General features: G+C 51.1%; 27 protein-coding genes. 9 read left to right on the forward strand and 18 right to left on the reverse strand.

What is annotated here, in order from left to right:
• Window positions 1-73: 73 nt before the first annotated feature.
• Window positions 74-688, reverse strand: coding sequence for a CHRD domain-containing protein (locus C7B82_RS13855; protein ID WP_245939889.1), 615 nt, complete (start codon window positions 686-688; stop codon window positions 74-76).
• A 699-nt stretch (window positions 689-1,387) separates the two neighbouring features.
• Between C7B82_RS13855 and C7B82_RS13860 the strand changes: the two genes are divergently transcribed.
• Window positions 1,388-1,687, forward strand: coding sequence for a ferredoxin (locus C7B82_RS13860; protein ID WP_106256877.1), 300 nt, complete (start codon window positions 1,388-1,390; stop codon window positions 1,685-1,687).
• Between the two features lie 123 nt (window positions 1,688-1,810).
• Here C7B82_RS13860 and C7B82_RS13865 read toward each other — a convergent pair whose 3' ends face one another.
• The 10 genes from C7B82_RS13865 to C7B82_RS13910 form a co-directional block, all read right to left on the reverse strand.
• Window positions 1,811-3,394, reverse strand: a complete 1,584-nt coding sequence (locus C7B82_RS13865; RefSeq protein WP_245939890.1) for a SpoIID/LytB domain-containing protein — start codon at window positions 3,392-3,394, stop codon at window positions 1,811-1,813.
• A 177-nt stretch (window positions 3,395-3,571) separates the two neighbouring features.
• Window positions 3,572-4,297 carry a helix-turn-helix domain-containing protein gene (gene grpE / locus C7B82_RS13870; protein WP_106256879.1) on the reverse strand — a complete coding sequence of 242 codons (726 nt, stop codon included), beginning with the start codon at window positions 4,295-4,297 and terminating at the stop codon, window positions 3,572-3,574.
• 92 nt (window positions 4,298-4,389) lie between these two features.
• Complete coding sequence (locus tag C7B82_RS13875; RefSeq protein ID WP_106256880.1) at window positions 4,390-4,881, reverse strand: Dps family protein; 492 nt, start codon at window positions 4,879-4,881, stop codon at window positions 4,390-4,392.
• Window positions 4,882-5,054: 173 nt separating this feature from the next.
• Window positions 5,055-5,318, reverse strand: coding sequence for a ParB N-terminal domain-containing protein (locus tag C7B82_RS13880; RefSeq protein WP_106256881.1), 264 nt, complete (start codon window positions 5,316-5,318; stop codon window positions 5,055-5,057).
• A 112-nt stretch (window positions 5,319-5,430) separates the two neighbouring features.
• Window positions 5,431-6,051, reverse strand: a complete 621-nt coding sequence (ruvA, locus tag C7B82_RS13885) for a Holliday junction branch migration protein RuvA (RefSeq protein ID WP_106256882.1) — start codon at window positions 6,049-6,051, stop codon at window positions 5,431-5,433.
• 135 nt (window positions 6,052-6,186) lie between these two features.
• Window positions 6,187-6,600, reverse strand: coding sequence for an HNH endonuclease (locus C7B82_RS13890; protein WP_106256883.1), 414 nt, complete (start codon window positions 6,598-6,600; stop codon window positions 6,187-6,189).
• Window positions 6,601-6,810 carry a hypothetical protein gene (locus C7B82_RS13895; RefSeq protein ID WP_106256884.1) on the reverse strand — a complete coding sequence of 70 codons (210 nt, stop codon included), beginning with the start codon at window positions 6,808-6,810 and terminating at the stop codon, window positions 6,601-6,603.
• A gap of 102 nt (window positions 6,811-6,912) precedes the next feature.
• On the reverse strand, window positions 6,913-7,668 hold the full coding sequence (locus C7B82_RS13900; protein WP_106256885.1) for a sucrose-phosphate phosphatase: 756 nt from the start codon (window positions 7,666-7,668) through the stop codon (window positions 6,913-6,915).
• 105 nt (window positions 7,669-7,773) lie between these two features.
• Entirely contained in the window at window positions 7,774-10,458 is a 2,685-nt protein-coding gene (locus C7B82_RS13905; RefSeq protein ID WP_106256886.1) for a tetratricopeptide repeat protein, read from the reverse strand.
• 190 nt (window positions 10,459-10,648) lie between these two features.
• Entirely contained in the window at window positions 10,649-11,215 is a 567-nt protein-coding gene (locus C7B82_RS13910; protein ID WP_106256887.1) for a DUF1499 domain-containing protein, read from the reverse strand.
• 156 nt (window positions 11,216-11,371) lie between these two features.
• On the opposite strand from C7B82_RS13910, the gene C7B82_RS13915 reads away from it, so the two are divergent.
• The gene (locus C7B82_RS13915; RefSeq protein WP_106256888.1) at window positions 11,372-13,012 is read left to right on the forward strand and encodes an ArnT family glycosyltransferase; all 1,641 of its coding nucleotides are present in this window, start codon (window positions 11,372-11,374) and stop codon (window positions 13,010-13,012) included.
• Between the two features lie 90 nt (window positions 13,013-13,102).
• Here the strand turns inward: C7B82_RS13915 and rpmA are convergent, their stop codons facing one another.
• The 5 genes from rpmA to C7B82_RS13940 form a co-directional block, all read right to left on the reverse strand.
• Window positions 13,103-13,396 carry a 50S ribosomal protein L27 gene (gene rpmA, locus C7B82_RS13920; protein WP_106256889.1) on the reverse strand — a complete coding sequence of 98 codons (294 nt, stop codon included), beginning with the start codon at window positions 13,394-13,396 and terminating at the stop codon, window positions 13,103-13,105.
• Window positions 13,397-13,499: 103 nt separating this feature from the next.
• Window positions 13,500-13,901 (reverse strand): 50S ribosomal protein L21, encoded by a 402-nt coding sequence (gene rplU, locus C7B82_RS13925; protein WP_106256890.1) that lies wholly within the window; start codon window positions 13,899-13,901, stop codon window positions 13,500-13,502.
• 380 nt (window positions 13,902-14,281) lie between these two features.
• A complete protein-coding gene (locus C7B82_RS13930) occupies window positions 14,282-14,866 on the reverse strand; it encodes a 5-formyltetrahydrofolate cyclo-ligase (protein WP_245939891.1) in 585 nt (194 codons plus the stop codon).
• 29 nt (window positions 14,867-14,895) lie between these two features.
• Window positions 14,896-15,525, reverse strand: coding sequence for a class I SAM-dependent methyltransferase (locus C7B82_RS13935; RefSeq protein WP_106256891.1), 630 nt, complete (start codon window positions 15,523-15,525; stop codon window positions 14,896-14,898).
• 93 nt (window positions 15,526-15,618) lie between these two features.
• A complete protein-coding gene (locus C7B82_RS13940; protein ID WP_106256892.1) occupies window positions 15,619-16,812 on the reverse strand; it encodes an integrase in 1,194 nt (397 codons plus the stop codon).
• 232 nt (window positions 16,813-17,044) lie between these two features.
• On the opposite strand from C7B82_RS13940, the gene hemH reads away from it, so the two are divergent.
• Window positions 17,045-18,208 (forward strand): ferrochelatase, encoded by a 1,164-nt coding sequence (hemH, locus tag C7B82_RS13945; protein ID WP_106256893.1) that lies wholly within the window; start codon window positions 17,045-17,047, stop codon window positions 18,206-18,208.
• A gap of 100 nt (window positions 18,209-18,308) precedes the next feature.
• Here the strand turns inward: hemH and C7B82_RS13950 are convergent, their stop codons facing one another.
• Window positions 18,309-18,773, reverse strand: coding sequence for a phosphohydrolase (locus C7B82_RS13950; protein WP_219904380.1), 465 nt, complete (start codon window positions 18,771-18,773; stop codon window positions 18,309-18,311).
• A gap of 63 nt (window positions 18,774-18,836) precedes the next feature.
• Window positions 18,837-19,892: a squalene/phytoene synthase family protein gene (locus C7B82_RS13955; protein ID WP_106256894.1), complete on the reverse strand. Its 1,056-nt coding sequence runs from the start codon at window positions 19,890-19,892 to the stop codon at window positions 18,837-18,839.
• Window positions 19,893-19,957: 65 nt separating this feature from the next.
• Between C7B82_RS13955 and C7B82_RS13960 the strand changes: the two genes are divergently transcribed.
• From C7B82_RS13960 to petE, 6 genes are all read left to right on the forward strand, one after another.
• On the forward strand, window positions 19,958-20,296 hold the full coding sequence (locus C7B82_RS13960) for a hypothetical protein (RefSeq protein WP_146141152.1): 339 nt from the start codon (window positions 19,958-19,960) through the stop codon (window positions 20,294-20,296).
• Window positions 20,297-20,450: 154 nt separating this feature from the next.
• Entirely contained in the window at window positions 20,451-21,380 is a 930-nt protein-coding gene (accD, locus tag C7B82_RS13965) for an acetyl-CoA carboxylase, carboxyltransferase subunit beta (protein ID WP_106256896.1), read from the forward strand.
• 8 nt (window positions 21,381-21,388) lie between these two features.
• Complete coding sequence (locus C7B82_RS32310) at window positions 21,389-21,529, forward strand: hypothetical protein (RefSeq protein WP_181357491.1); 141 nt, start codon at window positions 21,389-21,391, stop codon at window positions 21,527-21,529.
• A gap of 241 nt (window positions 21,530-21,770) precedes the next feature.
• Window positions 21,771-22,262, forward strand: coding sequence for a photosystem II cytochrome c-550 (gene psbV, locus C7B82_RS13970; RefSeq protein WP_106256897.1), 492 nt, complete (start codon window positions 21,771-21,773; stop codon window positions 22,260-22,262).
• 125 nt (window positions 22,263-22,387) lie between these two features.
• Window positions 22,388-22,888, forward strand: a complete 501-nt coding sequence (gene psbV2 / locus C7B82_RS13975) for a photosystem II cytochrome PsbV2 (protein WP_106256898.1) — start codon at window positions 22,388-22,390, stop codon at window positions 22,886-22,888.
• A 123-nt stretch (window positions 22,889-23,011) separates the two neighbouring features.
• The gene (petE, locus tag C7B82_RS13980) at window positions 23,012-23,431 is read left to right on the forward strand and encodes a plastocyanin (protein WP_106256899.1); all 420 of its coding nucleotides are present in this window, start codon (window positions 23,012-23,014) and stop codon (window positions 23,429-23,431) included.
• Window positions 23,432-23,674: the final 243 nt, after the last annotated feature.

Genomic DNA, 23,674 nt, shown 5'->3' on the forward strand with positions numbered 1-23,674 from the left:
GTCTTCTAGATCGATCGGTTGTCCTTAGAAGCGTTACAGGCAACGCCTCTACTCTGTGGCGTGAGACGGTTGGCTAGTAAGCTTTGAAAATCCCGCGCAGTTCACCAGCACGGTTTTGTTTGGTGTGCAAATCCATGTACAGCGTACCGTTGGACAGCGCTTGCAGTTGATCCTCTGTCAGCGTATACTCGCCCTTAAATCTGCCGCTGAGTTGGTCGGCTCCTGGCTGCACCTCTAAAGCATATTGGAAGGGCCCGTTCTTCGAGGGGTCGCCTTTGTGAACGTGGATGCCCGAATTAACATTGGGATTTGGTGGATTAACGGGATCGGTTGCAAAGTCACGTAGTGGGCTATTCAAACCACTGAAATCGCCGCGAACGACAAAGCGATTGCCAACCAAGACAGCGCCTGCGGAGCCAAACGCAAAGGTTGATGCAGAGGGCACGGTCGCCTTGCCTGTCATCACAGCGACATAACTGACCATCGGGGCACTTCGCATCGGCACCACCTCTGTAGGCACCGGAGCCATGTCTGTAGGCGTCGGTGCTGGTGCTGCTGGCTCCGCTTGTGCCAACAACGCCGTTTCCGCTGCTTGCAGGTGCGTTGCCAATTGGGGGGCAGCATCTCTTATGAGACGGCTCTCGGCGTCGATCGGTGCGATCGCAAGACTGTCAAAACTCTTGCTCATGGAAGGTGTTGAGACGCCCACAATCATCAGACAAGTCATTAGCCCAAGCACCAGGCCAACCAAAGTTTTTCTGCTTCTACTCATGATATTCCTTGTAAGCTCAATAATGGTCTTTGTTTCCTAACCCTGCTCTAGAGACTGGTTTGGGCACTCAAAAAGCTCGCCTTTACTCGTCACTAGGGCGATCGTGCTGGCAGGTAAAATTCGAAAACCCAGTACACCCTACAGAGTTAATACGGGGTTTCAGGGTTAATACGAGGGTTTAGGGTGTTTAGATGCATTTTGCTAAGAACATTGCTGAGTCGGCTGCGTTTCATCACTGCGTCGAGGCGACAATTTCCGTACTGGCTGCGTTGATCGGTGCGATCGGTGCATGAATCCTAAAGGCGCTACTTAAGCTCAGTTAAAGGGGGCATCCAGAGGCTTGACCCCAGTGAGTTGGTTTCCCAGCAATCGTTTGCCTTGCTAAAGAGGCATTATTGTACGGGTCGTTATATAAGCTAACTAGATTAAAGCTGGTGCTTTTATTACGAATACCATTCATCCCACTGATACATTGACGTTTCTAAAGCTGTTGTTTTCCCGTAGTATCAAGAGTAAAGCTGATTCAGGAAGCAGACTTTATTCAAACAGAGCTACAGAGCCAGCTTCCAATGAGCTTAGAGTGCTGTTTCCATTAATAATTGAGAGGACCACTGCATGGCAACTTTTAAGGTCACGTTAGTCAACGAGGCCGAAGGGCTGAACACAACGATCGAAGTTCCCGAAGACGAGTACATTCTCGACGCCGCCGAAGAACAGGGGCTTGATCTACCCTATTCCTGCAGAGCGGGGGCTTGTTCTACTTGTGCTGGCAAAATTAAAGAGGGCACCGTTGATCAGTCTGACCAATCCTTCCTGGATGATGATCAGATTGAAGCTGGTTACGTGTTGACATGCGTCGCTTATCCGACCTCTGATGTCACAATTATCACGCATCAAGAAGAAGAGCTGTACTAACTGATTGTTTCAGCCATAGTACCTATCTGTAGAAGGGGCAAGGAGACTTAACCATCTCTTTGCCTCTTTTTGCTTGGTGCGTCTGCAGGCGCTACGGGGCTACTGGAGGGGTGTTAGCGTGTTTTATCCGCCACTGGCTTTGCCTCGATCGTCCCGCCAAAAGGTAATGGTGTTGTTGATTGGCTGTAATTGCGTACCAGGGAAGTAGAAACTGAGGATACGATCGCTCGACCAGCCGAGCTTGCCTAAATGATAGGTGCCTGTCTGGCTCAGCCCAACGCCATGCCCAAACCCACCGCCAATGAAGGTATACCCCTTCAACACTCGGTTCATGCCATAAAGCGGTTCTAGATAGAAGAGGGTGCTATTGGGGGCATAGAGCGCCACTAAAATATTGTCCTTTGCCAGCTCGACTTTGCCAGCATCAGTTGTGACGGTTAGCTTAAGCACTCGTCCAGCGGGCGATCGTTGCGCTACATCCAGGCGTTGAATGGTTTTGAAGGTTGCCAACGGGCTTTTAATCGTTGTTAAATAGCGCCGCAAGTCCCGGTTCAACGTCTCCTTTGGGCTCTCGATGCGCCAACGGAACAGCTCACCACCCGCTTCGTTGAAGCCTTTGGTTTGGCTGATAAAGCGGCGGAAGTTTTTCTCATCGGCTAAGCTCTGGCGCGACAGATCCCAGGGGGTACCGACCGAATCGATGACTGCCTTCAAGTAAGGCCGTTCGGCACCGGACCACACATCATTAAAGGGAGCTGTAATCCCGCCTGTAGAAGAAGAATAGACGGCATCAACCAGTTCGTTGTTGTAGGTCAGCACCTTGCCACGAGTCGCCGCGATCGCCCGATCGGTGGCTGGATGCGCACCCGTAATGCCGTTATAGACCTGACATTGGGTATCGGCACAAAGCTGATAGCCGTCGATCGCAAAGCGTCGCAGGTTCCGAAGGGCATACGTCCGCGCCAGAATTGCTTGTACCTCCAGCACTGGTTGGACGGCCCACGTGCCAATTTCGTAAGGTACGACACCGCGAAGGTAGGCTTCGAGCGGCACCTGATTGACTAATGTATACGTGCCGTAAGTGTTGGGCTGTAACCGCAAACTGCCTGTGTAGAGGTGTCGATTCTTGTCACCGCTTTTCTGGGTCACTTGAATAACGCCCTGCCCCGACGCGATTTCGATGCGATCGCGTGTATAGCGGTAACCATTCACCACCAGCGATGCACGCGGTTGCTTGGGCAAAACCTGTGTGTCAATATAAGCCGTTTGAATGCCGCGTTCCTGCAAGCTTTGCAGCAGCAAGCGGCGCAACAGCGGTGTGGAGTAGGTTTCTCGCTTTGCCCACACTTGCCAGCGCTCAGGTTGGGCCACTTCTACCGGAATGCCTTGAGCCTGCCAACGACTGGCGCTATCTTCAGCGCTTTCAAAGCTGCGGTGGGTGGTGAGTACGACCCGTTCTTGCAGTGCTGGTTCTGGCAATGGTTGCTGTACAACATCCAGTGTGGCGCTGGTGCCAGTGACGGTTTGCGGCTTACCCTCTGTTTCAAAGAGGAAGGTGAGGCGATCGCCTGACTGTGCCTGCAACGCGAGTGCGTCGGTTGGTTTGCTGCCGAAACGCTGCTCCACTCCTACCTGTAAAGTAATATCTTTACGGTCGGCCGCAACACTTGATCCAGCCGATAGACCCAACAGGAAAATTGCTGACAATGTAGCCCAGCATCCTTTTTGGGATCGCAAGGATTGGATAAAGGGCACTAACAGCCGTGAAGAAACCCGATCGCAGTAATCTCGTTGCATTCAGCAGGAAGGGTCTGAAAGATGACTCCATCCTACGATAATGCGCTCTCACTCAAACGGCACGATTCTTCATCAAACGCCCTTGTATCAGGCGATCGGGCTCACTTTCGCCCGGTAAAGCAAGCGATCACCTTGCCGATACCCTGTATAGCGCACTTTGACCGGCTCCCCAATCTGAGCAGTACCCGTCATCAACTGGTGGTACTGGAGATCGTAGGGAATTTCAGCCCCAACCGGGGCGATCGCCTCAATGCCCCAGTCTTCCAGCAGTCGATCGAGCGGACGCAATAACGGGAGCAGCTTGACCGCAGGAGCCTGGGGATTTTGCTGCGCTGCATACGCCGCTGTCGGCAGTTGTAGCAGCAGAGATTCCAACGTTTGTATGCTTGCCTGCTGAAACTCCTGCCAAAGCGTCTGGCGCTGTTGTACGAGCTGTTGCTGGAGGCGATCGTACTCCTGCCTCAAATCTGATAGCTCTTGCAGCGTGGCAGAGTTTTGAGTTTTGAGTTCTAAATTTTGAGTTTTGAGTTTTGAGTTTTGAGTTTTGAGTTCCGAGCTTTTAGGCTCACCTCCCGACTCCTGAGCGCTGAGCGCTGACTCCTGAGCGCTCAGCGCTAACAGTTCCATCACCGACACTTGCAACGTTTGGCTTAGTCGCAACAGAGTATCAACCCGCAAATTAGCCGTTTCCCCTCGCCGCAGATGCCTAATTTGCTGTTCTGATATGCCCGTTGCCCGGCTGAGTGCCCTAAAACTTAAAAAACCCACCGCCTGCATCAACTCGCGCAAACGGTGGGTGAAATCTTGAGACATAGGGAAAGACGTTTTGAGTAAGAAGCTTTGAATTTTAAGTGGTTACCCCTCACTCAAAACTCAAAACTCAAAACTCTTAACTTTCTGCACTCTTAACCTTCCAGCAGGCTTCTCAGCATCCAAGCTGTCTTCTCGTGCACCTGCATCCGTTGGGTTAACAGGTCAGCGGTTGGCTCATCATGCACTTGTTCAAGAGTCGGAAAGATCGATCGTGCGGTTCGCACAACGGCTTCTTGCCCTTCGACTAACTCACGAATCATATCTTCAGCCTTAGGCACACCCGTTGGTTCAGGAATAGAGCTCAGACGGCCAAACTCTGAATAGGTGCCAGGTGCTGGGAAACCCAGTGCCCGAATGCGTTCAGCAATCAGGTCTACTGCAAGTGCCAATTCGGTGTACTGCCCTTCAAACATCAGGTGAAGCGTTTGAAACATTGGCCCCGTGACGTTCCAGTGAAAGTTGTGGGTCTTGAGATAAAGAGAATAGGTGTCTGCCAAGAGATGGGATAACCCCTCCGCGATCGCACCCCTCGATTTCTCGTCAATACCAGTGTTGATTGGAATCGTTGCAATTGGAACTGACATACTGTTCTCCGATTAAATGAAAATTCTCTGAAATGAGCTGATGAACATTGTAGAAAGGCGCTGTATGCGGCAACGAACGCCGATTGAGTCTCTCAAGGGATTCTAGAACCTTCTAACGCTTTCTAGCAAAGACCTTGACGCCACCATTGACGCATCTTGCGGTTAAGTTCAGCCTAAGCCAGGTGTCGTTGTAAAACCGAACGTGGGGCGCGGCGCACCCGGCAAAGAATCGTCTCTTGCCCTAAACGACTACAGGCTTCGTAGCGGTGACAGCCTGAAAAACCGTAATACTCTCCGTCAACTTCAAGCACATCGATCGGCTCTTGCAGCCCAATGTCTTGAATCGACTCCATCAAGGCCGCAACCTTTGCCTGATCGTTTTGCCGAAACAACGGGCGACGAATCTTGCTAATGGGGACTTCCTGTAGCTTGACCATATCATCTCTCTTGATCTCACCCTTAAATCATACTCGTTATGACTACGGATTGCAAGTTAGCTGTAGTCAACTGTCAGGTAGCACTCCTGGCAGTTGACTATAGCTAAACTTCTTACCGACTCAACCACGCGATCGCGCTGCGAATCCACTCTTCAGCATCGGCAGTTTTTGAGAGGGTGCTGCTTTGCCCAACCGTTTGCAATGCCTGGGTGATTTCGCTGTTGGTATACCCCAAGGCCAGCAACGTCATCTCGACATCTTCTTGGATGGAGAGTGTTGGTCCCGCAGATGGTGCGGTAATCATGCCCGCTTGCTGTCGCCATTCTGCTAGCTTGGTTTTTAGCTCTAAGGCGATGCGTTCGGCGGTTTTGGTGCCGACGCCTGGAGTGCGAGAGAGGGCACGAGTATTGCCAACGACGATCGCCTGTACCAAATCTTGCAGCCCCATTGTGTCGAGCAATGCCAGTGCCAGTTGGGGACCAATGCCACTGACGCTGACCAGTTGCCGAAACAGATCGCGCTCGGCAGCAGAGTCAAAGCCAAACAGCACGATCTGATCTTCGCGTACATGCAGGTGGGTAAAAATCTGCACCGTCTCTCCGCCAGACACCTGCTGCAACAGTCGCGGCACAATTTGGATGTCATAGCCGATTTGCCCAACCTCCAACGTCAACGTGACGCGGTTATTGGCTTTTTGAATGTACGCAACAGTGCCCTTGAGGTAACCGATCATGCAAGTTGTGAGTCCGCTGAGATATCTGTGAGACTGCGATCGTAAGGGTTTGCAGGTAGCCCTCTGAGGCTCTTTGCGTTCTTGTGCGGTGTGTTAGAGCGTTTTCAACAGAGGAGCATCTGACCAAACTAAAGTTTAAGCTGGTGGGTGGCGATCGAAAAATGCTTCTTCTGCTCGAATTGCCAAGATGATTGTGCGCTTCAGTCTGAGTGCATCAACGGTTGCTCGTCCTACGGCAGTTAACCCAATTACACGAACACCTTCCCAGCGAAAATGTTCTCGCCAAACTTGTTTTCGAGGGTTAAAAATAGGGACGCTTTCCCCTGTCTCTGAATCTTCAAGCGTCTGTCGAGCACCTTTGTAAAGGGAACACGAGACACAAGCGAGTGCAAGGTTTTCGGCAATTGTCTCGCCTCCTGCCATCACTGGAATCACATGATCAATGTGAAAGGTCGCAGCCTGACCGGCTTGAGACAGCCCGCAATACTCGCACCGATCGCCCGCTTTTTGAATGACTAAACGCCTTAGAGACGCTGGAATCGAGGTCATTTACCCCTGCTGCATGACTCGCTGTGATTGCAGCCGCAGCAAAGAGAGGAATTCTGCTAGCTCAACCAACCCCTCTGCTTCCTGTCGCTCTGGCTGAGTCAACGCTTCACCAGAGTCCTGACGATTGAGCAAAAATTGCAGGCGCTCTTGCACACCTTCAGGTAATTCAAAATGCGCCAACTCAATGGGTATCTCGATCGTTTCGGGCATAGCGGAGCAACAAGGGCAATTACAAGTTCATATCATCAGTGTAGTTGAAAGCCCAACCTCGATCGCCGAACAGCAAGCTTCAGTGCTTTTAATCACAAACAATCAACAACCTACAATAAACCCAAAATGTTGTAATCCTTCCAAAATGCCTCCGGCACATTCGGCGAGTGCCAGATAGCGGTTGGGATTGGGATTCGTACGGTGCCAGTGGAGCAGTTCGGGACGGGCATTACCGACGATGATGCCGCGTTCGGAGCGATCGCGAAACAACGCCACATCATTCCCCGAATCACCACAGGCAATGGTATGCATCGGCTCAAACTCCAGGAATTGGCGCACAAAGGTCATTGCCATCCCTTTATCTGCCTGACGTGGCAGAATATCCAGATCCTTCCCGCCGCTGAAAATGACTTGCGTATCTAACCCTTGTTCTTCCAGAAGGGCTTCCAAGTCAGGGATAACTTCTACAGCAGCCTGTTCGCTCAAAAAGTAGCTGACTTTAAAGGGTCGCTGCTCCGAATCGGGTTGTGGTACGAGGTCAACAAAGCGGGCAGCACTGGCAGCGACCAAGTCTCGTTGCCACCCAACGGCTAGCTTTTGTACCCAGATGGAGTCAGGTTTGTCGCTGCCTTGATGGTAAATTTCGGTGCCGACTGCGCAGATGAGGATATCGGGCGTCAGGAGCGGTTTTTCGCTAATCAGTTGGCGATAGCTAGTGGGCGATCGCCCCGTGGAGTACACAATTTGGGTGCCATACTGCTGGCGATGCTGCTCTAAGTGCTGGTTGAGATCGTGCATGGCGCGATCGTCGCCCACCAGCGTATGATCCAGGTCGGTCACAAAAAGAAAGGGCTTCACGGGTTACAGCGTCAGTGTGAGGAGGTTTGCAAGTCATCCAACTTCCTCAGAGTGTATCGCTCAGTGTGACGTGTTGTAAGTAGTAGGGGAAAAAGCAGTCAGCGGTCAGCGGTCAGCTTCTTTGCTGGAAATGGTGAGGTGGGTTGTTAGTTCTGCGACCCGTTGCAAATCGGCTTCAGCACCTTCTTGATCGCCTAGCGTTGCTCGTAGTTTGCTGCGTTTGAAGTAGGCGGCGGCAAAGTCGGGGTTGGCAGCGATCGCGGCATCAAAATCAGCGATGGCTCCTTTGTTATCTGCCAGCCTTAGCCGCACCATGCCCCTTTGGTAATAGGCATTGGCAGGCTCAGCACCGTTTTGCAGTGCGTGGTTCAAATCGTCAGCAGCGGTTGGGTTGCCCATGATGCTCTGGACAGCGCTGCGGTACAGATACGCCGCACAAGCGGTGGGATACAGTTGCAGCACTTCTGTGAAGTCAGCGATCGCGCCTTCTGTATCGGCATTCATCGCTCGTACGATGCCCCGTTGCAGGTAAACTGTCACCAGTTTGGGGTTCACCTGCGCCACGTAGTCAAAATCAGTCAGTGCGCCGAGCTTATTGCCCAACTGCGCCTGCAAAATACCGCGCTGGAGGCAGGTTTTGACCGGATAGTGACTGCATTCGACGGCTTGATTGAAATCGTTTTCGGTGGCACGGGTTTCGGCTAATTGGGTATGTGCCAGACCGAGATACAGATAGTCGTCAGGCGTGCGAGGCTGGAGGCGTAGCGCTTCGCCAAAGTCATCTGTAGCCGCTTTGCGCTTGCCCAACTCCACAGACGCCAGACCGCGCTGGACGTAAGCGGGGATTGAAGACGCCTTGCTGGTGAGGATTTGGCTAAGATCTGCGATCGCGGCTTGAGGCGTGCCGAACTCGGTCAGCAGTTTACCGCGTTGGAAGCGTGCGGCCTGGACACGGGGATTGAGCCGTAACGCCTGGTCAAAGTCTTGCAAGGCGATCGCCGATTCGCCCAATGCTGCCAGTAAGACACCCCGCTGGAGATACGCGTCAGCAGACGATGGATTGATTTTGAGTTCTTGATTGAAATCTGCCAAAGCGTTTTGCTGATCGCCCAGATCTGCCAGCAGGATGCCTCGATTGAGGTGTGCGCCGATCGTCGCTGGGTTTGTCTGCAGTGCTTGATTGAAGTCTGCGATCGCGCCCTGCTTATCGCCTAGTTTGGCAAGAACTAAGCCACGATTCAACGCAGCTGTTGCCGGATTGGGGCTTAGTTTGAGCACCGCCTGCAAAGCGATCGCCGCCGCATCTGGATTGCCCAGTTTCAGATGGATGGCACTGCGGTTGAGGTATGCATTCACCAAATTTGGGTCGCCTTGAAGGGCGTGGTCTAGATCGACCAACGCATTCTCGTAATCCTCCAGCTGAGCTTTCGCGATGCCACGTTGGAGATACGCCTGATCGAACTGCGTGTTCAGCGTGATGGCCTGATCAAAGTCAGCGATCGCGCCCTCCACTTCTCCTAGCGCTGTTCGCAAAATGCCTCGTTGCAGGTAACCAGCCGCAGAATCAGCGTGCATTCGCAGGCAGCGGTTGAAATCTTCCAGAGCTTCTCGCTGCGCGCCCATTTCGGCGCGGAACAAACCCCGTTCAATGTACGCATCTGCCGCATTGGGTAGTAACTGTACTGCCAGGTTGAAATCTTCGGAGGCTTTCTGGCGATCATCCAGTTCAAGCTGCATCACGCTGCGGTAGAGATGAGCACTGGCAGTCGTGGGATCAAGCTCAAGCGTCTGGGTGAAGTCGGCAACGGCGGCCTCGCGATCGCCCAACGCAGCGTGCATTTTGCCCCGGTTCAAAAGTGCCTCTACTGAACCCGGATCTAACATCAACGCCTGATTAAAGTCTTCTAGCGCTTTGGGTGTGTTGCCCAGTGCCGCACACACAATCCCCCGTTGAATGTAGGCCACCACCGCATGCGGATTCCGTTGCAGCCCTCGATTCAAGTCTTCCAACGCACCTTGTGCATCGCCCAGCGTGGCTCGAATCAGCCCACGCTGGATGTAAGCCGTCACCAGATTGGGATTGAGCGTGAGCGCGTGGTTAAAGTCGGCGATCGCGCCCAGTTGATCCTTTTGCTTCGCCAGCACTATGCCCCGTTGCACATACACGCTGGCTGCTTTGGGACTAATCTGTAGCGCTTGATCAAAGTCAGCGATCGCCCGTGCCGTCTCGCCCATTTCTCCGTAAACGATGCCGCGCTGAACATAGGCCGCGATCGCGTTAGGTGCAATCTGTAACGCCTGATTCAAGTCTTGCAGGGCGTCTAAAAAGTGCTTCATCCCTGCCTGCACTGTGCCGCGCTGAATGTAGGCAGAAACGGCGTTGGGTGCAATCTGCAGTGCCTGATTGAAATCCTCCAGTGCGCCTGCGGGATCTTTCAGATCAGCCCGGACCATCCCACGCTGCACGTAAACAGCCGCAGACTTGGGCTTAAGCTGCAACGCCTGATTAAAATCTGCCACAGCACCCTGCTTGTCACCGGCATGAGCCAAGGCGGTGCCGCGTCCCATAAACGCTTCGGCAATTTTGGGATTGATTTGCAAAACTTCATTAAAGTCAGTGATTGCGCCGTTGTGATCATGTAGCGCTGTCCGCGAGTTGCCTCGATGCAACAGTGCCCCGGCATACTTGGGATACAGTGCGATCGCCTCGGTCAAGTCAGCAATGGCTCCTTTGTGATCACCTTTCTGAGCCTTGGCTAACCCCTGATTGAAGAAAGCTTCTGCGTTCATAGTTGGGGATCGGTAGCAATTTACCGCTCAACTATAGCCACAGGTGCTCGACTACAACTCCGTTGTTTCCCTGAGAATGAGAGGAGAGGGGAGTACGTAGTTTGTCAGTATGGGGGCAGAAGGCAGAAGAAGAGTTTTGAGTTTTGAGCTTCAGGAGAGGTGAGAGGTGAGAGGTGTAAGAGTGTAGCCTTTAGCCTTCATCCCTCATCTTCGTCCTCAAGGTCTCAATACGCTTGCGGTTGACGCCGAGGTCAGATTCGCCCAGGCGGGATGCGGAGCGGACTTGAATCAGGTTGGCGGCACGATCGAGGTAGAATTCCACGTCGTCGACAAAGCCCACGATCGGGATGGTAAATTCAGTACGGATATAATCGTCTGTCGTCGTCAGAATGTTGACTCTCGGCTGTGCCTCAAGCATTGCTTTGAGCTTACTAAACGCATCCTCTGAGGTTGAGGTGTAGCGGAGTGGGTCGATCGCGTGTTCTTTATCCTGGCTCTGGCTACTGACACAATTCGGTGTGGTTGGGCAGGGCGCAAACTTACCGTCTACAACGCCCAAGTTTGCGGGACGAGTGCCTGCCAAAGAGAACAAGGCACTAAGCACAGGTGCAGAGGGAAGCGGTAACGCAGAGGCTGAAGCGACGGGTGCTAAACAGCCTGTGGCGGTCAAGAGCAGAGACGTAAAAACGACCAAAAGGGTTGGCAGAAACCGTGCTTTCCAGGAGGGCCGGACTTCGTCACTAGGATGGGTGAGCATAGCGATAGGGAATTTAGGAGACAGTAAATTGGTTTTTGGCAGCGGTTAAACCGAGTAGTCAAAACAAGCTCTAATGAACACTATCTTATTCCTAGCGTGTTCGATCACCCTTGCTCCTCTGTATCTGCCTTTTGCTTTCTCTTTGCATCAATACTCATGCTGCTATCGGTCTTGCCGTTTCTCATTGCCTTTATTCTGCTGCGATTGGTCTTTTGGTTCACGACCTTTCCCAATCCCGACGAGGCTTATTACTGGCTGTGGGGACAGCATCCGGCGTTCTCTTACTACGATCATCCACCGTTAGAAGCCTGGATACAAGGATTATTTACGGCTGTTTTGGGACGCTCTACCTTTACATTGCGGTTGCCCAACTTATTGAGTAATGCTGCTTTTTTCTACACCTACTATCAGATTATTCGTTATCTCTATGGTGAGAATGCCAGGCAATCATTCTGGCTAGTAGTGTTACTAATACTGGCATCACCACTCTATTTCTTATTTCTGGCGCTTGCATGGCATGACCATTTACTGATCACACTATCGCTTGTTTCGGCATACCTATTGATTCGCTTTTTAGATAGCTATGTAGAGAACGGCAAGGGCGAAAGCTGGCGATTATATTCAGCAGCAGGAGCGATCGCGCTGGCAATGCTGTCCAAATACAACGCAATTTTTGTCGTTTTGGGTTTTGCCGCGACATTGGTAGCAGATAAGCGGCTACGTTCGTTGTGGCGCGATCGTCGACTGTATTTGGCGAGTGTGATCGCGCTGACTGCCCTCATTCCCATCGTGTTGTGGAATCTCTCCAATCGTTTTCAGTCATTTCACTACTATATCGATCGTAGCGTTGGGACAGGTAGCTTTAATCTTAAGTTCTCTCCCTTTTTTAACTTTGTGCTGTTCTCGATCTTGCTCGTTTCGCCGATGCTTTGTTTCGGCTTCTTTCATGGCTTGAAACGCTCAATTCGACAGCATCAAATTCACTCAGTTTATCCGACAGTTGCTTTTTGGGTGTTCATGATCTCCAGTATTATACTCACTGGGATCTCTCTAACTTCTGCGGCGCTTTATTACTGGAATATCACGGCATATTTATTGCTATTTCCATTGCTGCCAGCTTTCTTTAGCCAGAAGCTAGCCGACAGGGGATTAGGGAGTCAGGAGTCAGGAGTCAGGAGTCAGGAGTCAGAAAAGCTGAATGCCCAAAGTCCAGCTATTAAGCCTCAAGCTCAAATTCAAACCTCAAAACACTTTAGCGTAGCGGCGCAAAGCGCTACTCAAAGCTTTCTTCATTGCCTCTCCCAGAAACCTCTTTTCTTAGCCACACAGTTCTATGGGTTGCTGTTTGCGACGTTGTTAGTAGTGCATTACAGCGTCTTTCCAATATCTGCGTTATTTGACAAAGAAACTGACCCAGATTCTCGGATGTTATTTGGTTGGAGTCAGGTTGCAGATGTAGTTAAAACCCAATCAGAAGCGGCTGGTAACGATCGCTTTTTAGCTACAACAGACTACCGCTCTGCTTCTGCATTAGCCTATCAACTGAATGACAAAAGTGTAACCGCAATTTCCGATCGCGTTGACCAATTTGACTTCTGGTACACCAGTGATGCGGCGTTCAAAGGGCGTAATGCGCTGATTCTATCGGATGATTGGCATCCTGTACAATCAGAATTGCTCGCTCAGTTCGACCGCACTTCAGCACCAATCACAGTTCCGATCATTCGCTTCGGCATCTGGATCAAAAACTATTATCTTGTCAAAGGTTATGGGTTTCGCGGCGGCAGAGTTTCTTGAGTAAGTGGCCATAAAAAAGCTCTCAGCGGAGCCCAATCTTTCTCAAGAGGAGCTTCACGCTGAGAGATCCAAAAACAGTTGAGTAGACGACTACGCGTTAACGGCTACAGGCTCAGTGGCGACTGTTTCAGCAACAGGATAGACGCTAATTTTCTTTTTGCTTTTGCCATAGCGCTCAAAGGTCACAATGCCGTTAATGAGCGCAAACAGTGTGTCATCACTACCACGACCAACGTTGTTGCCAGGATGAACCTTGGTGCCACGCTGGCGGATCAAAATATTGCCTGCTTTAACGGTCTGCCCACCATAGCGCTTCACACCCAAACGTTGAGCATTAGAGTCACGACCGTTACGTGTACTGCCTGTACCTTTTTTATGAGCCATAGTTCCCTCAGTCTAATCGTTGCTAAAAGAAGTCCAGTGAAAGCTACCCATCGATCGCAGATGCAAGCTATCAAACGTCGCTGCTGCCATCAGATTCTTGTTGTTATGCGTCGTCAGTATCCGCAGCGTCGGGCTCAGCACCTTTTGATTTCGATGCACTGCCTTTGCCTGCTGCGATATCAGAGCCGCCAATACTGATTGAGTTAATCATCAGACGGGTTAACTCTTGACGATGCCCTTGCTTTTTACGGGTTTTCTTTTTGGGGCGCATCTTATAAACGATGATCTTGCGATCGCGCAGATGCTGTAACACGGTTGCCTCAACCGTTGCGCCTTCAACTAGAGGTTGCCCAACGCTAATGTTACCGTCATCCTGAACAAACAGCACTTTGTCAATGGTGATTTGAGTGTCAGGTTCAGCGGGAAGACGGTTGATGTCATAGAACCGACCGGGCTCAACGCGCAACTGCTTGCCACCCGCTTCAATAATCGCGTAAGAAGTCATGAAAGTACCTTAAGAGTCGCCGTACAGGTAGCCTTTAGTAGCTTTGAATTCCGAGTTCTAAGTTTTGAGTTAATACAATGTTCGCTAACTCAACACTTAATGCTTCTAACTCATAACTACTCTCGGGCTTTTATTATGTCCGACCTGATCCGAGCAGGAATAGACAGTCAGCTTTCCAGTATCGCTAGTTCTAAGGGGAAATGTCAAGCCTGCACCACGAATCACAGCGCTTGCTTGGTAGCTTTCTAGCAAACAAAAGCCCCGTAGGAGCAGGTTTGATCACAAGGTTAACAGCTAGAGGGGAAGACTCTGGCAAAACCTGCCCGTACCCAACGGCATTTTTTCTTGGAAGTCTCCTTACTGATTGGTCAAACCATACGTCATAAACGCTGCTCCGAAAAAAACAGCCCCTTTTCTGTGCAAACGGCTGTGAGTGGTTGATCCCATGCATCTTCAGGAACTATAGACAGATAGGCGCTATCGAAGACAATGCCGATCGTTATTTTTTCTGCCCAGACGGGTGAAGCAAGCAAGCGATCGTAGAAGCCGCCGCCGTAGCCTAGACGGTAGCCACCAGTATCACAGGCGATCGCGGGCACCAGCATTAAATCCACCTGATCGGGTTCTAGAATAGGCGAATCTGGACACGGTTCTGGGATGCCATACGCTCCGGCTTGTAGTGCCAGTGAACCGTCAGGTGACCAAACATGCCAGGTTAAGCGCTTACCAACACAACGCGGAAAGCCCCAGGTTTTTGACGCTGGGAACAGCAAACTAAGATCAGGTTCTTGGCGAATACTAAAGTAGGCAAGGACGGTTTGAGCCTGCGTGAAAAGAGCAGACGATCGCAGGTGGTCACAAAGCTGGCTACTTTTCGCTTGCCAGATTTCGGGCGCGATCGACTGACGAGCCTGTAGCAGCGATTTTCGTAACGCCTTTTTATCCATTACAACATTCTTGTTCATCACAGCAGGCATAAGCTTGACCCAACGGGTTAAGACAACTTCTTCGCTTGAATGACCTGGAGACTGCCGCCTGCGTGGAGCGTTTGCTGGTCAACCTGAAAGCCAACGTTCTCCAATAGTGCGGTCAGGTCACTTCTAATCAACGTCCACGCAGTTTGCGTTTCAAACAGCAGCAGAAAGAGCGTCAGACCAGTCACAAAGAGCAGATTGGTCGGTTTGTGAAAATCGACCAATGTGAAATAGCCATTGGGTCGAAGAACGCGATGCACTTCCCGAAGAATTTGCTGGAGTTGTTGGGGCTCCATTTCATGCAGCGCCACACTGGTATGCACCACATCAAAGTGATTGTCAGAAAACGGCATTGCTTCCGCAAAGGCTTCGACATAGTCTGCTTGGGGTACATTTTTGCGCGCACGCTTAAGCGACAGTGGTGAAGCATCCAGGCCAGTGACATGGCGCGATCGCTCCACCAAAAATTTCGTTGCCTGCCCACTGCCACAGCACAGATCGAGCATGGTGGTTTCAGGGGCGATCGGCAACCCCTCCAGAGCTAATTGCCGAAACCGCCGCTCACCTCCTACACTTAATGCCGCTAAGCGCGAGAAGCCATCGTAGAGCCACTGATATTGGTAACTCCAGTCTCTGAGAATCGTTGCCATAAGAGGGGATGAGAGTTTTGAGTTTTGAGTTGTTGGAGAAGAGTAAGGAGCAAGGAGTTTTGAGTTCTGTCTTTAGCCTTTAGCCTTTAGCCTTTAGCCTTCGGCCTTTCCCCCTCCCGGTGCGACCAACTGATTTCGATTCAATGCCGTTTCTACTGCCTGCTGCTGGTCCCGATGAGTCATCCATTGGTGATAGGTGCGATTGTGCACCGCGACGGAGTGCCCCATCATACGAGCAGCGACTGTATCGGCTAAACCAAAGTGAATAGTGCGGACTGCCCAGGCATGACGCAGATTGTACGGGGAGAAGGGTAAGTCGTAGCGGCGGAACTGAGAGGTTACACGCTGCCCAATGCGCTGCAGTGTAGTTTGGGTGAGATCAGTCTGAATCGCTGGTAATTGAATCGATCGCAAATTAAAGTGATCGACCCATTCTGGGTAGAAGGGCCAAACATCATGAGACCCCGTTTTGCTGGTATTAAGGACGCGAATGGTCGCTTCAGGTTTGCCCTGCAGCAGTGCGGAGTAGTCACAGAAGAACACCTCATGGTTTCTCAAGCCGTAGGTTGCCATGACCGCATAGACAAACTGCCAACCCGGATTGGGAATGCTCTCCCAGGTGGACGCAATCAGTGCATCGGAGGGCAGTGTACGGGCTCGCATTTGGCTCAGACCATAACTGCCCCAGAGCGATTTCAGGTCGATCGGCAACTCAACGCTGAGAAACTTAGCCAAAGCGCCTAACGCGGTACAACAAACTTGACGACTGCGAGAATTGTCTTCTGTGGCACGCACTGTAGCGTAGAGAACTTCGACGAAGCTTAATTGAGGATTCGCCTGCGCGATCGCCTCCAGTTTCCGGAGATACGGAGAGTAGGCAGTCTCCCAAGTCGTTTTAGCCGAGGCAGGGTGGCTTAGCCGCGATGGTTCAGTGAGGAAGTGATGCTCAAACGCTTGCAATTGTTGTGCTAAACCGATCTGGTCTAAGCGTCCCCAGCCAGAACCGCTGTCGTACTGACGCCAGTCAAAGGAATTCTGGATGATCTGTGCCACAATGACTTTCACCGTTTGCTCTGCTTGCTTCAAACCAGCAGACGTTGCTGGCAGTCCCAGGCTGAGGCGCTGTTGTGACGGCTTGAGCCGTAAGCTGCCAGGACGGGGTGGCAGCATTCCGCGTAAACCCAGTTTCTGTCCCCGACGCTCAATCTGAAAGCCCATATGTGCTGCTTTTAAGCGCTGATTGGTCTGCAAAATCCGAGCATCGATCGCGGCATTCGCATCAGTCATAGAAAAGCTAGAGTCGGTTATCGGTCAGCAGCGCTTGAGCCCCTGCGTCCTCATTCTAGAATGGGCGATCGTTGTCTGGGGTAAGTTTATCGCGTTGATCATCATCAAATTTAACGTTCTGTTACGAACTTTTAGAGAAAATCTGCGATCTGTGGTTCTCTAGCCTACCTTGCTCCATACATAAGGTTAAAATCAGTTACAAACCTGAGAGCAAGAAAAAGCTGTAGCTGTTATGGGTCGATTTGGGGTATTGCTGCTAAATCTGGGTGGGCCAGACCAATTAGAAGACGTTCGTCCGTTCCTGTTCAATCTGTTTTCCGACCCGGAGATTATTCGGCTGCCGTTTCCCTGGCTGCAACGGCCGCTTGCCTGGTTAATCTCAACCACACGAGCCCAAAAGTCTCAGGAAAACTATCGGCAGATTGGCGGTGGTTCGCCCCTGCGACGTATTACTGAAGAACAGGCTCAAGCTCTCCAAGCACAGCTCCAAAATAAAGGGCACGAGGCTAACGTCTATGTTGGTATGCGTTATTGGCATCCTTATACCGAAGAAGCGATCGCCCGCATCAAGCGCGATCACGTCGAGCGCCTAGTCATACTGCCGCTTTACCCCCATTTTTCGATCAGTACGAGTGGTTCCAGCTTCCGCCTGCTAGAGCAAATTTGGCACGAAGATCCCAGTCTGGCTCAAATTGACTACACTGCGATTCCATCCTGGTACGATCGCCCAGGCTATCTACAGGCAATGGCAGACCTGATTGCTACGGAACTCGATCGATTCCCTGAACCAGACAAGGTTCACGTTTTCTTCAGCGCTCACGGTGTTCCTGTTAGTTACGTTGAAGAAGCAGGCGATCCCTACCAGCGCGAAATTGAAGGGTGCGTGGCGCTGATTATGCAGACACTGAACCGACCCAACCCTCACGTACTGGCCTACCAAAGTCGTGTGGGCCCTGTAGAATGGCTCCAGCCTTATACCGACGATGCGCTGAAGGAACTTGCCGAGCAAGGGGTGAAAGATCTCGCGGTAGTACCCATTAGTTTCGTGTCAGAGCACATTGAAACACTGCAAGAAATTGACATGGAATACCGGGAGTTGGCAGAGGAAGCAGGGATTGAAAATTTCCATCGTGTCCCTGCCCTCAATACTCATCCTGGCTTTATTGATGACCTGGCAAATTTGGTGGTAGAAGCCCTCGATGCACCGCATTTGAAGCTGGCTCAAGTCATGCATCCAGAGAAGCAAGTGAAGATGTATCCACCAGAGCGATGGGAATGGGGCATGACGATCTCAGCTGAGGTCTGGAACGGTCGTCTTGCCATGCTGGGCATTCTCGCGGTGCTGCTAGAGCTCTTTATGGGGCGTGGTCCGTTGCATGCGATCGGGTTGCTGTAATTGGCAGCGAGGTTGGGAATGGCGTCTGGTTGGTGGTGTCAGTAGTCTATACTTCGTGAAGCAGTGGAGACGGACTCCTGACGACTGATTCCAGGCATGCTCACGATCGCTTTTCTTCTGCCTCTAAGCCTCTCAAGAGACGTTGATGTGCTGTGTGATACCGCTGCAGCCGCTCGATATCTTTGTTCGTTAACGCTGTCATACGGGTCAGCGTCATGTTGTCTTCCAGGTCGTAGCGCTTGACTCGCATTGCCAGGGGATTGGTCAGCACGCGATCGATAAACTCGTCGTAGCTCTCATCAGAACGCCGCGTGAGACAGTCCAAGGCTGCGATCGCCTCTGGGAGAAACCCTTCAGCCGCGAGTCGCTCTAGCGTCCAGTCAGAGTCTTCCACCACATCGTGAAGCACCGCTACAATCTGCTCTAAAGGTGTTTGCCCCCGTAACATCAGTCGAAGTGGATGCAAAATGTAGGGCGCATTGGCCTTATCTACTTGGTTCTGGTGTGCAGTAGCAGCGATCGCGACGGCACGCCCTAGCAGTGGGTTCAACGATGGTGGGCTCATCAGCATTTCTTTCGCAGCGTTATGGTTCGGAGGCTAGCGCCAAGACTTAGCGTCTGTTACACCCTAGCTCGATTCCTGCCCAAAGAAGGATGGACGCTGGAGAACCATACCAATAACCCTAATAACTTTGCGACCGATCGCCCGCAGTAGTGGCGGCATCGTTGAGGTATCGCGACCAAGAAAGCGTTTGGCTGGGCTACGCATCATCGGTTGCTGCTGGTGCAATTGGCCAATGAGTAGCGGCAGGTCTTGTTGCACTTCCGCCCAATAAAGCTTAGGAAACTGGGTGTAGTCAAAATTGCAATCGCGGAAGATACGCTCAATGCGGTGATAGCGATGCACTGACCAATCTCGTAGGATCGTCCATGAAGGGTGCAAATTCTCCGCCATGATCAGTGGATAGGCTTTTTGCCGTAACCCGGTGAGATAGCTATCGAGCAAAAACTCCATCATTTTTGTGTAGCTTGGGTTCTGCAGGGCAGTCTGCTGAATGATTTCTTCGCGTGTCACACCAAACTGGATGAGCACGTCTGCGGGAATGTAGCAAATACCGCGCTGAGCATCTTCTTGAATGTCACGGAGGTTATTAAAAAACTGGTCTAAGGCACCAAAATAGCAGGCAGCTTGCCAGTAAGGTTGATCTAAGAATGGTAAGACTTGGAAATACGCGCCACCCAAATCTTTCAACATGACTTCATACTGCTCGAGCGTGTCAATGATGAGATCGTGCTCGTGATACCGTTCGATCGCTTTCAAGTAGCGGTTCCACGACCAAATTGAGAGACGATCGACGGGGCTAGAGAAGGTGCCAAACCATAGGGTGCAAATCCGGTTCAGCACCTCTTGATATGCGCATCCCGGCTTGACCCGACCCCAAAGCAAGAGCCACTTCCAACTAGAGTAAAACTTGCGGAACTCAGAGCTGCTAGAATCAACCAGTTCATTCTCAGCGAGTCGATCAATCAGGCGAATCCAGCCAATGCGCTCAATCCAGGCTTCGCGCACACAAGGCTCTAACTCCATCACCCACGCCGCGTTATCTTCGTCTTTAAGCGAATCATCTGCGATCGCATCGTGTTCGGAAGAGCCCACCAATCCTGAAATTGTGCTGCCGTTCATATCATTGTGCTAATCTTGACCTCACTCTAGAATTCCCAGCCGCCGCTAAAATTAACGTCGTGCTATTGAATACATTGATTAAATTCTGTACTGGAGTCGCTAGCGTTCTGAAGGCAACCGATCCCTTTTCCAGTCGAGTGGCCTTGCAAACCAATAAAAGCTTTAACAGCAGCATCGATCACCTCCGTTGGGCGACTGTGAAAACAACCAGTCTGCGTTGGGAAGCTGAACTCATGGAGCAGGTATTGGCAGCGCACGAAGTACCAGCCCGCATTATCGATCTGGGTATCGAATCTTACATGGGGCAAGGCAGCCTGGCAGCGTTACAAGTGCATGCTGAGGATGAGCAATTTGCCATCCAGTTGCTCAGTGTTATCAACGAGGCAACAGAAGCGTCTGAGTAACCTGCTATGATCAGTCGGAAACTAAATGTTTTTGATTGTTGTCTCAACGTTTAAAGTTTGAAAAATCAGGCTATCTGCTCGGCTTCTGATCGCATGTCTAGAGTTCTGGCTGAGGTATGGACAGGTAGCGAGTTAGTAAGGAACTACCGCGCTCATGTCGTTATTTGATTGGTTTGCTAATCGGCAAAAAGCTGGTCCCATTAGCAAAGATCGGCAAGAACGGGAAATCGCAGATGGGCTTTGGGCCAAATGTGAAGCATGCAGCGTGCTCACTTACGCTAAAGATCTCCGAACGAACCAAATGGTTTGCTTAGAATGCAACCATCACATTCGGGTTTATAGCGACGAACGGATTCAACAGCTTGTGGATGCTAATACATGGATTGCACTGGATGAAGGGCTCTCTGCAACTGATCCGCTGAAATTTCGCGATCGCAAACCCTACAGCGATCGTTTGCGCGAAACGCAAGACAAACTCAAGCTTTTGGATGCTGTGCAAACCGGGATTGGTCAACTAGATGAGTTGCCAGTGGCGCTCGGCGTCATGGATTTCCGGTTTATGGGTGGCAGTATGGGGTCTGTGGTTGGCGAGAAGCTGACCCGTATGATTGAACGTGCGACTCGTGAGCGTCTGTCAGTCATTATTGTTTGTGCTTCGGGCGGTGCCAGAATGCAGGAAGGCATGCTGAGCCTGATGCAAATGGCGAAAATTTCCGGCGCTCTGGAACGTCATCGAGAAGCTCGTTTACTTTACATTCCTGTACTCACGCACCCGACGACAGGTGGTGTTACTGCAAGTTTCGCCATGCTGGGAGATATTATCTTGGCCGAACCCAAAGCAACGATCGGCTTCGCTGGGCGCAGAGTGGTCGAACAAACGCTGCGAGAAAAGCTGCCCGATGATTTTCAGACAGCCGAATATTTGCTGGAGCATGGATTCGTTGATGCGATCGTGCCTCGGACTCAGCTCAAGAAAACCCTGGCACAACTCATTCGCTTGCATCAACCCTCTGCCCCACTGGCTCACTTGCCCGCTCACCTGTCAGGCGTGCGATCGCTCAGTGTGACTACTCCAGAGGTATGAGGGTTTGATTGAGAGCGAGCGAATGGTGTGAGTCGGTGCTTTTAGGCGCTGTAGACAAGCAGCAACAGCTGTCCACTCAAGCCATACGGTTGGGCGATCGCATGGGTTTGGAGCGATCCAGCAACAGCAGCACTTGTGAAGAACTTTGACCGTTCTATTGAGGGTACGCTTCGCCTGTACAATCAGAAAGGAATTCATTTTAAACCCCAGACTCGTCTGGCTTTGGCGGATGTGAAGGTAACGTTCTTCATTCCCTAGTGCTTGTGCTTTTAACACAGCTGGCTATTACCTGGAATACTGCTTTTAAGCAGGCTCTTAGGCATCCAGGTGGAAGTTGACTGAGTCCGGCGTCTTAATAACCCAAATACCTGAGCCACAGTAAGGAGAACCATGCTTAAAAGGTACATTTGGCTTGTTGTAGCCACTGTATTCTTCGCTTTTCAAATGTTTGTCGGCAGCGTCTCAGCGGCTGAACTGGACCCAGCGACGCGTACGATTGCGCTTGATGATAACGGTGGAACCGTTGAGCTAAGCCTCAAACAAGTCAAAGAAGGCAAACGTCTGTTTCAATATGCTTGTGCCCAATGCCATGCCGGTGGTGTCACCAAGACAGACCCAAACGTTGGTCTTGACCCAGAATCACTATCGCTGGCAACCCCACCCCGCAATAGTGTCAATGCACTGGTGGATTATATGAAAGACCCCACTACCTACGATGGGGCCCAGTCCATTGCTGAAGTGCATCCTAGCCTTAAAAGTAAAGACAGTTTCCCCGAAATGCGTAACCTGACAGAAGATGATCTGGTTGCGATCGCGGGTCACATCTTGCTGCAACCCAAAGTGGTTGGCGATAAGTGGGGCGGCGGTAAGATTTATTATTAAGCACGTATCAAAGATCCACTGATCAATACTTGTGCTGAAAGCCTCTCATCGGCAAGCTATAGGCTTATAGAAGTTTACGGTTTGCCGATGGGAGGCTTTAGTTTTGTTTGAGTGAGCTTTCAGCCATGCAGCATCGCCTTTTAGGAATGCATTTGTTTCTACTCGCTCTTTTCGCTTCCTGTTTGCTAGCGATCGCGTCTCCAGCCTATGCAGCAGCGGATGCTTATGTCACTCGCTATCTGCATGTCGTTGAACCAGTCCCTCTGGTTTTGGATGAGCAAGGTCACACTCGGCTCTTTGCAGCAGAGGAAATGTCAACTGGCAAACAGTTGTTTGAACGTAACTGTCTTAATTGTCACGTCGGCGGGGCGACGCTGCCTGATCCATCTGTGTCGCTTTCGTTGAAGGACTTGCAGAGCGCAACACCACGGCGCGATACCATCAGCAGTCTGGTTGCTTATCTTAGGCAACCCATGACCTATAGCGGTACTGAAGAGACCTTTTGGTGTCGTCAAGTGCCTGAAACCTGGTTGTCTCAAGCACAGGTTGAAAAGCTTGCTGGCTTTGTGCTGAGGGCGGCTCAAACAGCGCCGGGATGGGGCGGCGCACTGTTTCCAGATAAGTAGGCGATCGCTAATTGTCAAACTCTCGTAGCTTGCGCTGCATAACCGTTTGGATTCTTCGACGCGCTGTCGTAGATTTGGTTTAAGATCTAATTGTGTATATGCGCTTAAATCCCCAAGAGAGCTATGAAATCAATCAATTCTGTGACGAAAAGCCTTTGCCTCAGCTTAATGGCTGCCTTGCTTGTTATTGGTAGCTTTTTCGTGTCTGTTGCTCCGGCTGCTGCCGAAACCGTTACTGTCAAAATGGGCGCTGATAATGGGCTGTTGGTGTTTCAGCCTGCTAACGTAACCGTTAAGCCAGGCGATACCGTGAAGTGGGTTGTCAATAAAGTGCCTCCTCACAACGTGATCTTCGATGACAAGGCGATCCCTGGCAACGATAAAGCGTTGGCTAAATCTCTTTCTCATCCTCAGCTCGAAATGTCTCCCGGCAAAGGTTACGAGTTGACGATCCCCAAAGATCTTGCACCGGGTGAATACTCTTACTTCTGCGCCCCCCACCGGGGCGCTGGCATGATTGGTAAGGTGACTGTTGCAGGCTAATTGACAAAACAAATGGAACTATCTCCCAGGAGTATAGATAGTTCCATTTTTGTCATGTGATCTCTTCGCCCCGATCGCTGTTACTTTAGCGTTCTGTTCAGGTTTTTTGACGGTGTTTAAACGCTCTCAAAAATCTACTCCCAAAACACTCTTCGTCTATCCATTCAAAATTGATCGATTACCACGCTGGATCAGCTTCTTGCTGGTAACCTGAAATCTTTACAAAAACATATAGTCATAGGG

Source organism: Stenomitos frigidus ULC18, from assembly GCF_003003795.1.
In the GTDB taxonomy this organism is placed as follows: domain Bacteria; phylum Cyanobacteriota; class Cyanobacteriia; order Leptolyngbyales; family Leptolyngbyaceae; genus Stenomitos; species Stenomitos frigidus_A.

Bases quoted from the DNA above. Each gene is read 5' to 3' on its own strand.
- C7B82_RS13855 (WP_245939889.1), bottom strand. From the start codon at position 688: ATGAGCAAGAGTTTTGACAGTCTTGCGATCGCACCGATCGACGCCGAG.
- C7B82_RS13860 (WP_106256877.1), top strand. From the start codon at position 1,388: ATGGCAACTTTTAAGGTCACGTTAGTCAACGAGGCCGAAGGGCTGAAC.
- grpE (WP_106256879.1), bottom strand. From the start codon at position 4,297: ATGTCTCAAGATTTCACCCACCGTTTGCGCGAGTTGATGCAGGCGGTG.
- C7B82_RS13875 (WP_106256880.1), bottom strand. From the start codon at position 4,881: ATGTCAGTTCCAATTGCAACGATTCCAATCAACACTGGTATTGACGAG.
- C7B82_RS13880 (WP_106256881.1), bottom strand. From the start codon at position 5,318: ATGGTCAAGCTACAGGAAGTCCCCATTAGCAAGATTCGTCGCCCGTTG.
- ruvA (WP_106256882.1), bottom strand. From the start codon at position 6,051: ATGATCGGTTACCTCAAGGGCACTGTTGCGTACATTCAAAAAGCCAAT.
- C7B82_RS13890 (WP_106256883.1), bottom strand. From the start codon at position 6,600: ATGACCTCGATTCCAGCGTCTCTAAGGCGTTTAGTCATTCAAAAAGCG.
- C7B82_RS13895 (WP_106256884.1), bottom strand. From the start codon at position 6,810: ATGCCCGAAACGATCGAGATACCCATTGAGTTGGCGCATTTTGAATTA.
- C7B82_RS13905 (WP_106256886.1), bottom strand. From the start codon at position 10,458: ATGAACGCAGAAGCTTTCTTCAATCAGGGGTTAGCCAAGGCTCAGAAA.
- C7B82_RS13910 (WP_106256887.1), bottom strand. From the start codon at position 11,215: ATGCTCACCCATCCTAGTGACGAAGTCCGGCCCTCCTGGAAAGCACGG.
- C7B82_RS13915 (WP_106256888.1), top strand. From the start codon at position 11,372: ATGCTGCTATCGGTCTTGCCGTTTCTCATTGCCTTTATTCTGCTGCGA.
- rpmA (WP_106256889.1), bottom strand. From the start codon at position 13,396: ATGGCTCATAAAAAAGGTACAGGCAGTACACGTAACGGTCGTGACTCT.
- rplU (WP_106256890.1), bottom strand. From the start codon at position 13,901: ATGACTTCTTACGCGATTATTGAAGCGGGTGGCAAGCAGTTGCGCGTT.
- C7B82_RS13930 (WP_245939891.1), bottom strand. From the start codon at position 14,866: ATGAACAAGAATGTTGTAATGGATAAAAAGGCGTTACGAAAATCGCTG.
- C7B82_RS13935 (WP_106256891.1), bottom strand. From the start codon at position 15,525: ATGGCAACGATTCTCAGAGACTGGAGTTACCAATATCAGTGGCTCTAC.
- C7B82_RS13940 (WP_106256892.1), bottom strand. From the start codon at position 16,812: ATGACTGATGCGAATGCCGCGATCGATGCTCGGATTTTGCAGACCAAT.
- hemH (WP_106256893.1), top strand. From the start codon at position 17,045: ATGGGTCGATTTGGGGTATTGCTGCTAAATCTGGGTGGGCCAGACCAA.
- C7B82_RS13950 (WP_219904380.1), bottom strand. From the start codon at position 18,773: ATGAGCCCACCATCGTTGAACCCACTGCTAGGGCGTGCCGTCGCGATC.
- C7B82_RS13955 (WP_106256894.1), bottom strand. From the start codon at position 19,892: ATGAACGGCAGCACAATTTCAGGATTGGTGGGCTCTTCCGAACACGAT.
- accD (WP_106256896.1), top strand. From the start codon at position 20,451: ATGTCGTTATTTGATTGGTTTGCTAATCGGCAAAAAGCTGGTCCCATT.
- psbV (WP_106256897.1), top strand. From the start codon at position 21,771: ATGCTTAAAAGGTACATTTGGCTTGTTGTAGCCACTGTATTCTTCGCT.
- psbV2 (WP_106256898.1), top strand. From the start codon at position 22,388: ATGCAGCATCGCCTTTTAGGAATGCATTTGTTTCTACTCGCTCTTTTC.
- petE (WP_106256899.1), top strand. From the start codon at position 23,012: ATGAAATCAATCAATTCTGTGACGAAAAGCCTTTGCCTCAGCTTAATG.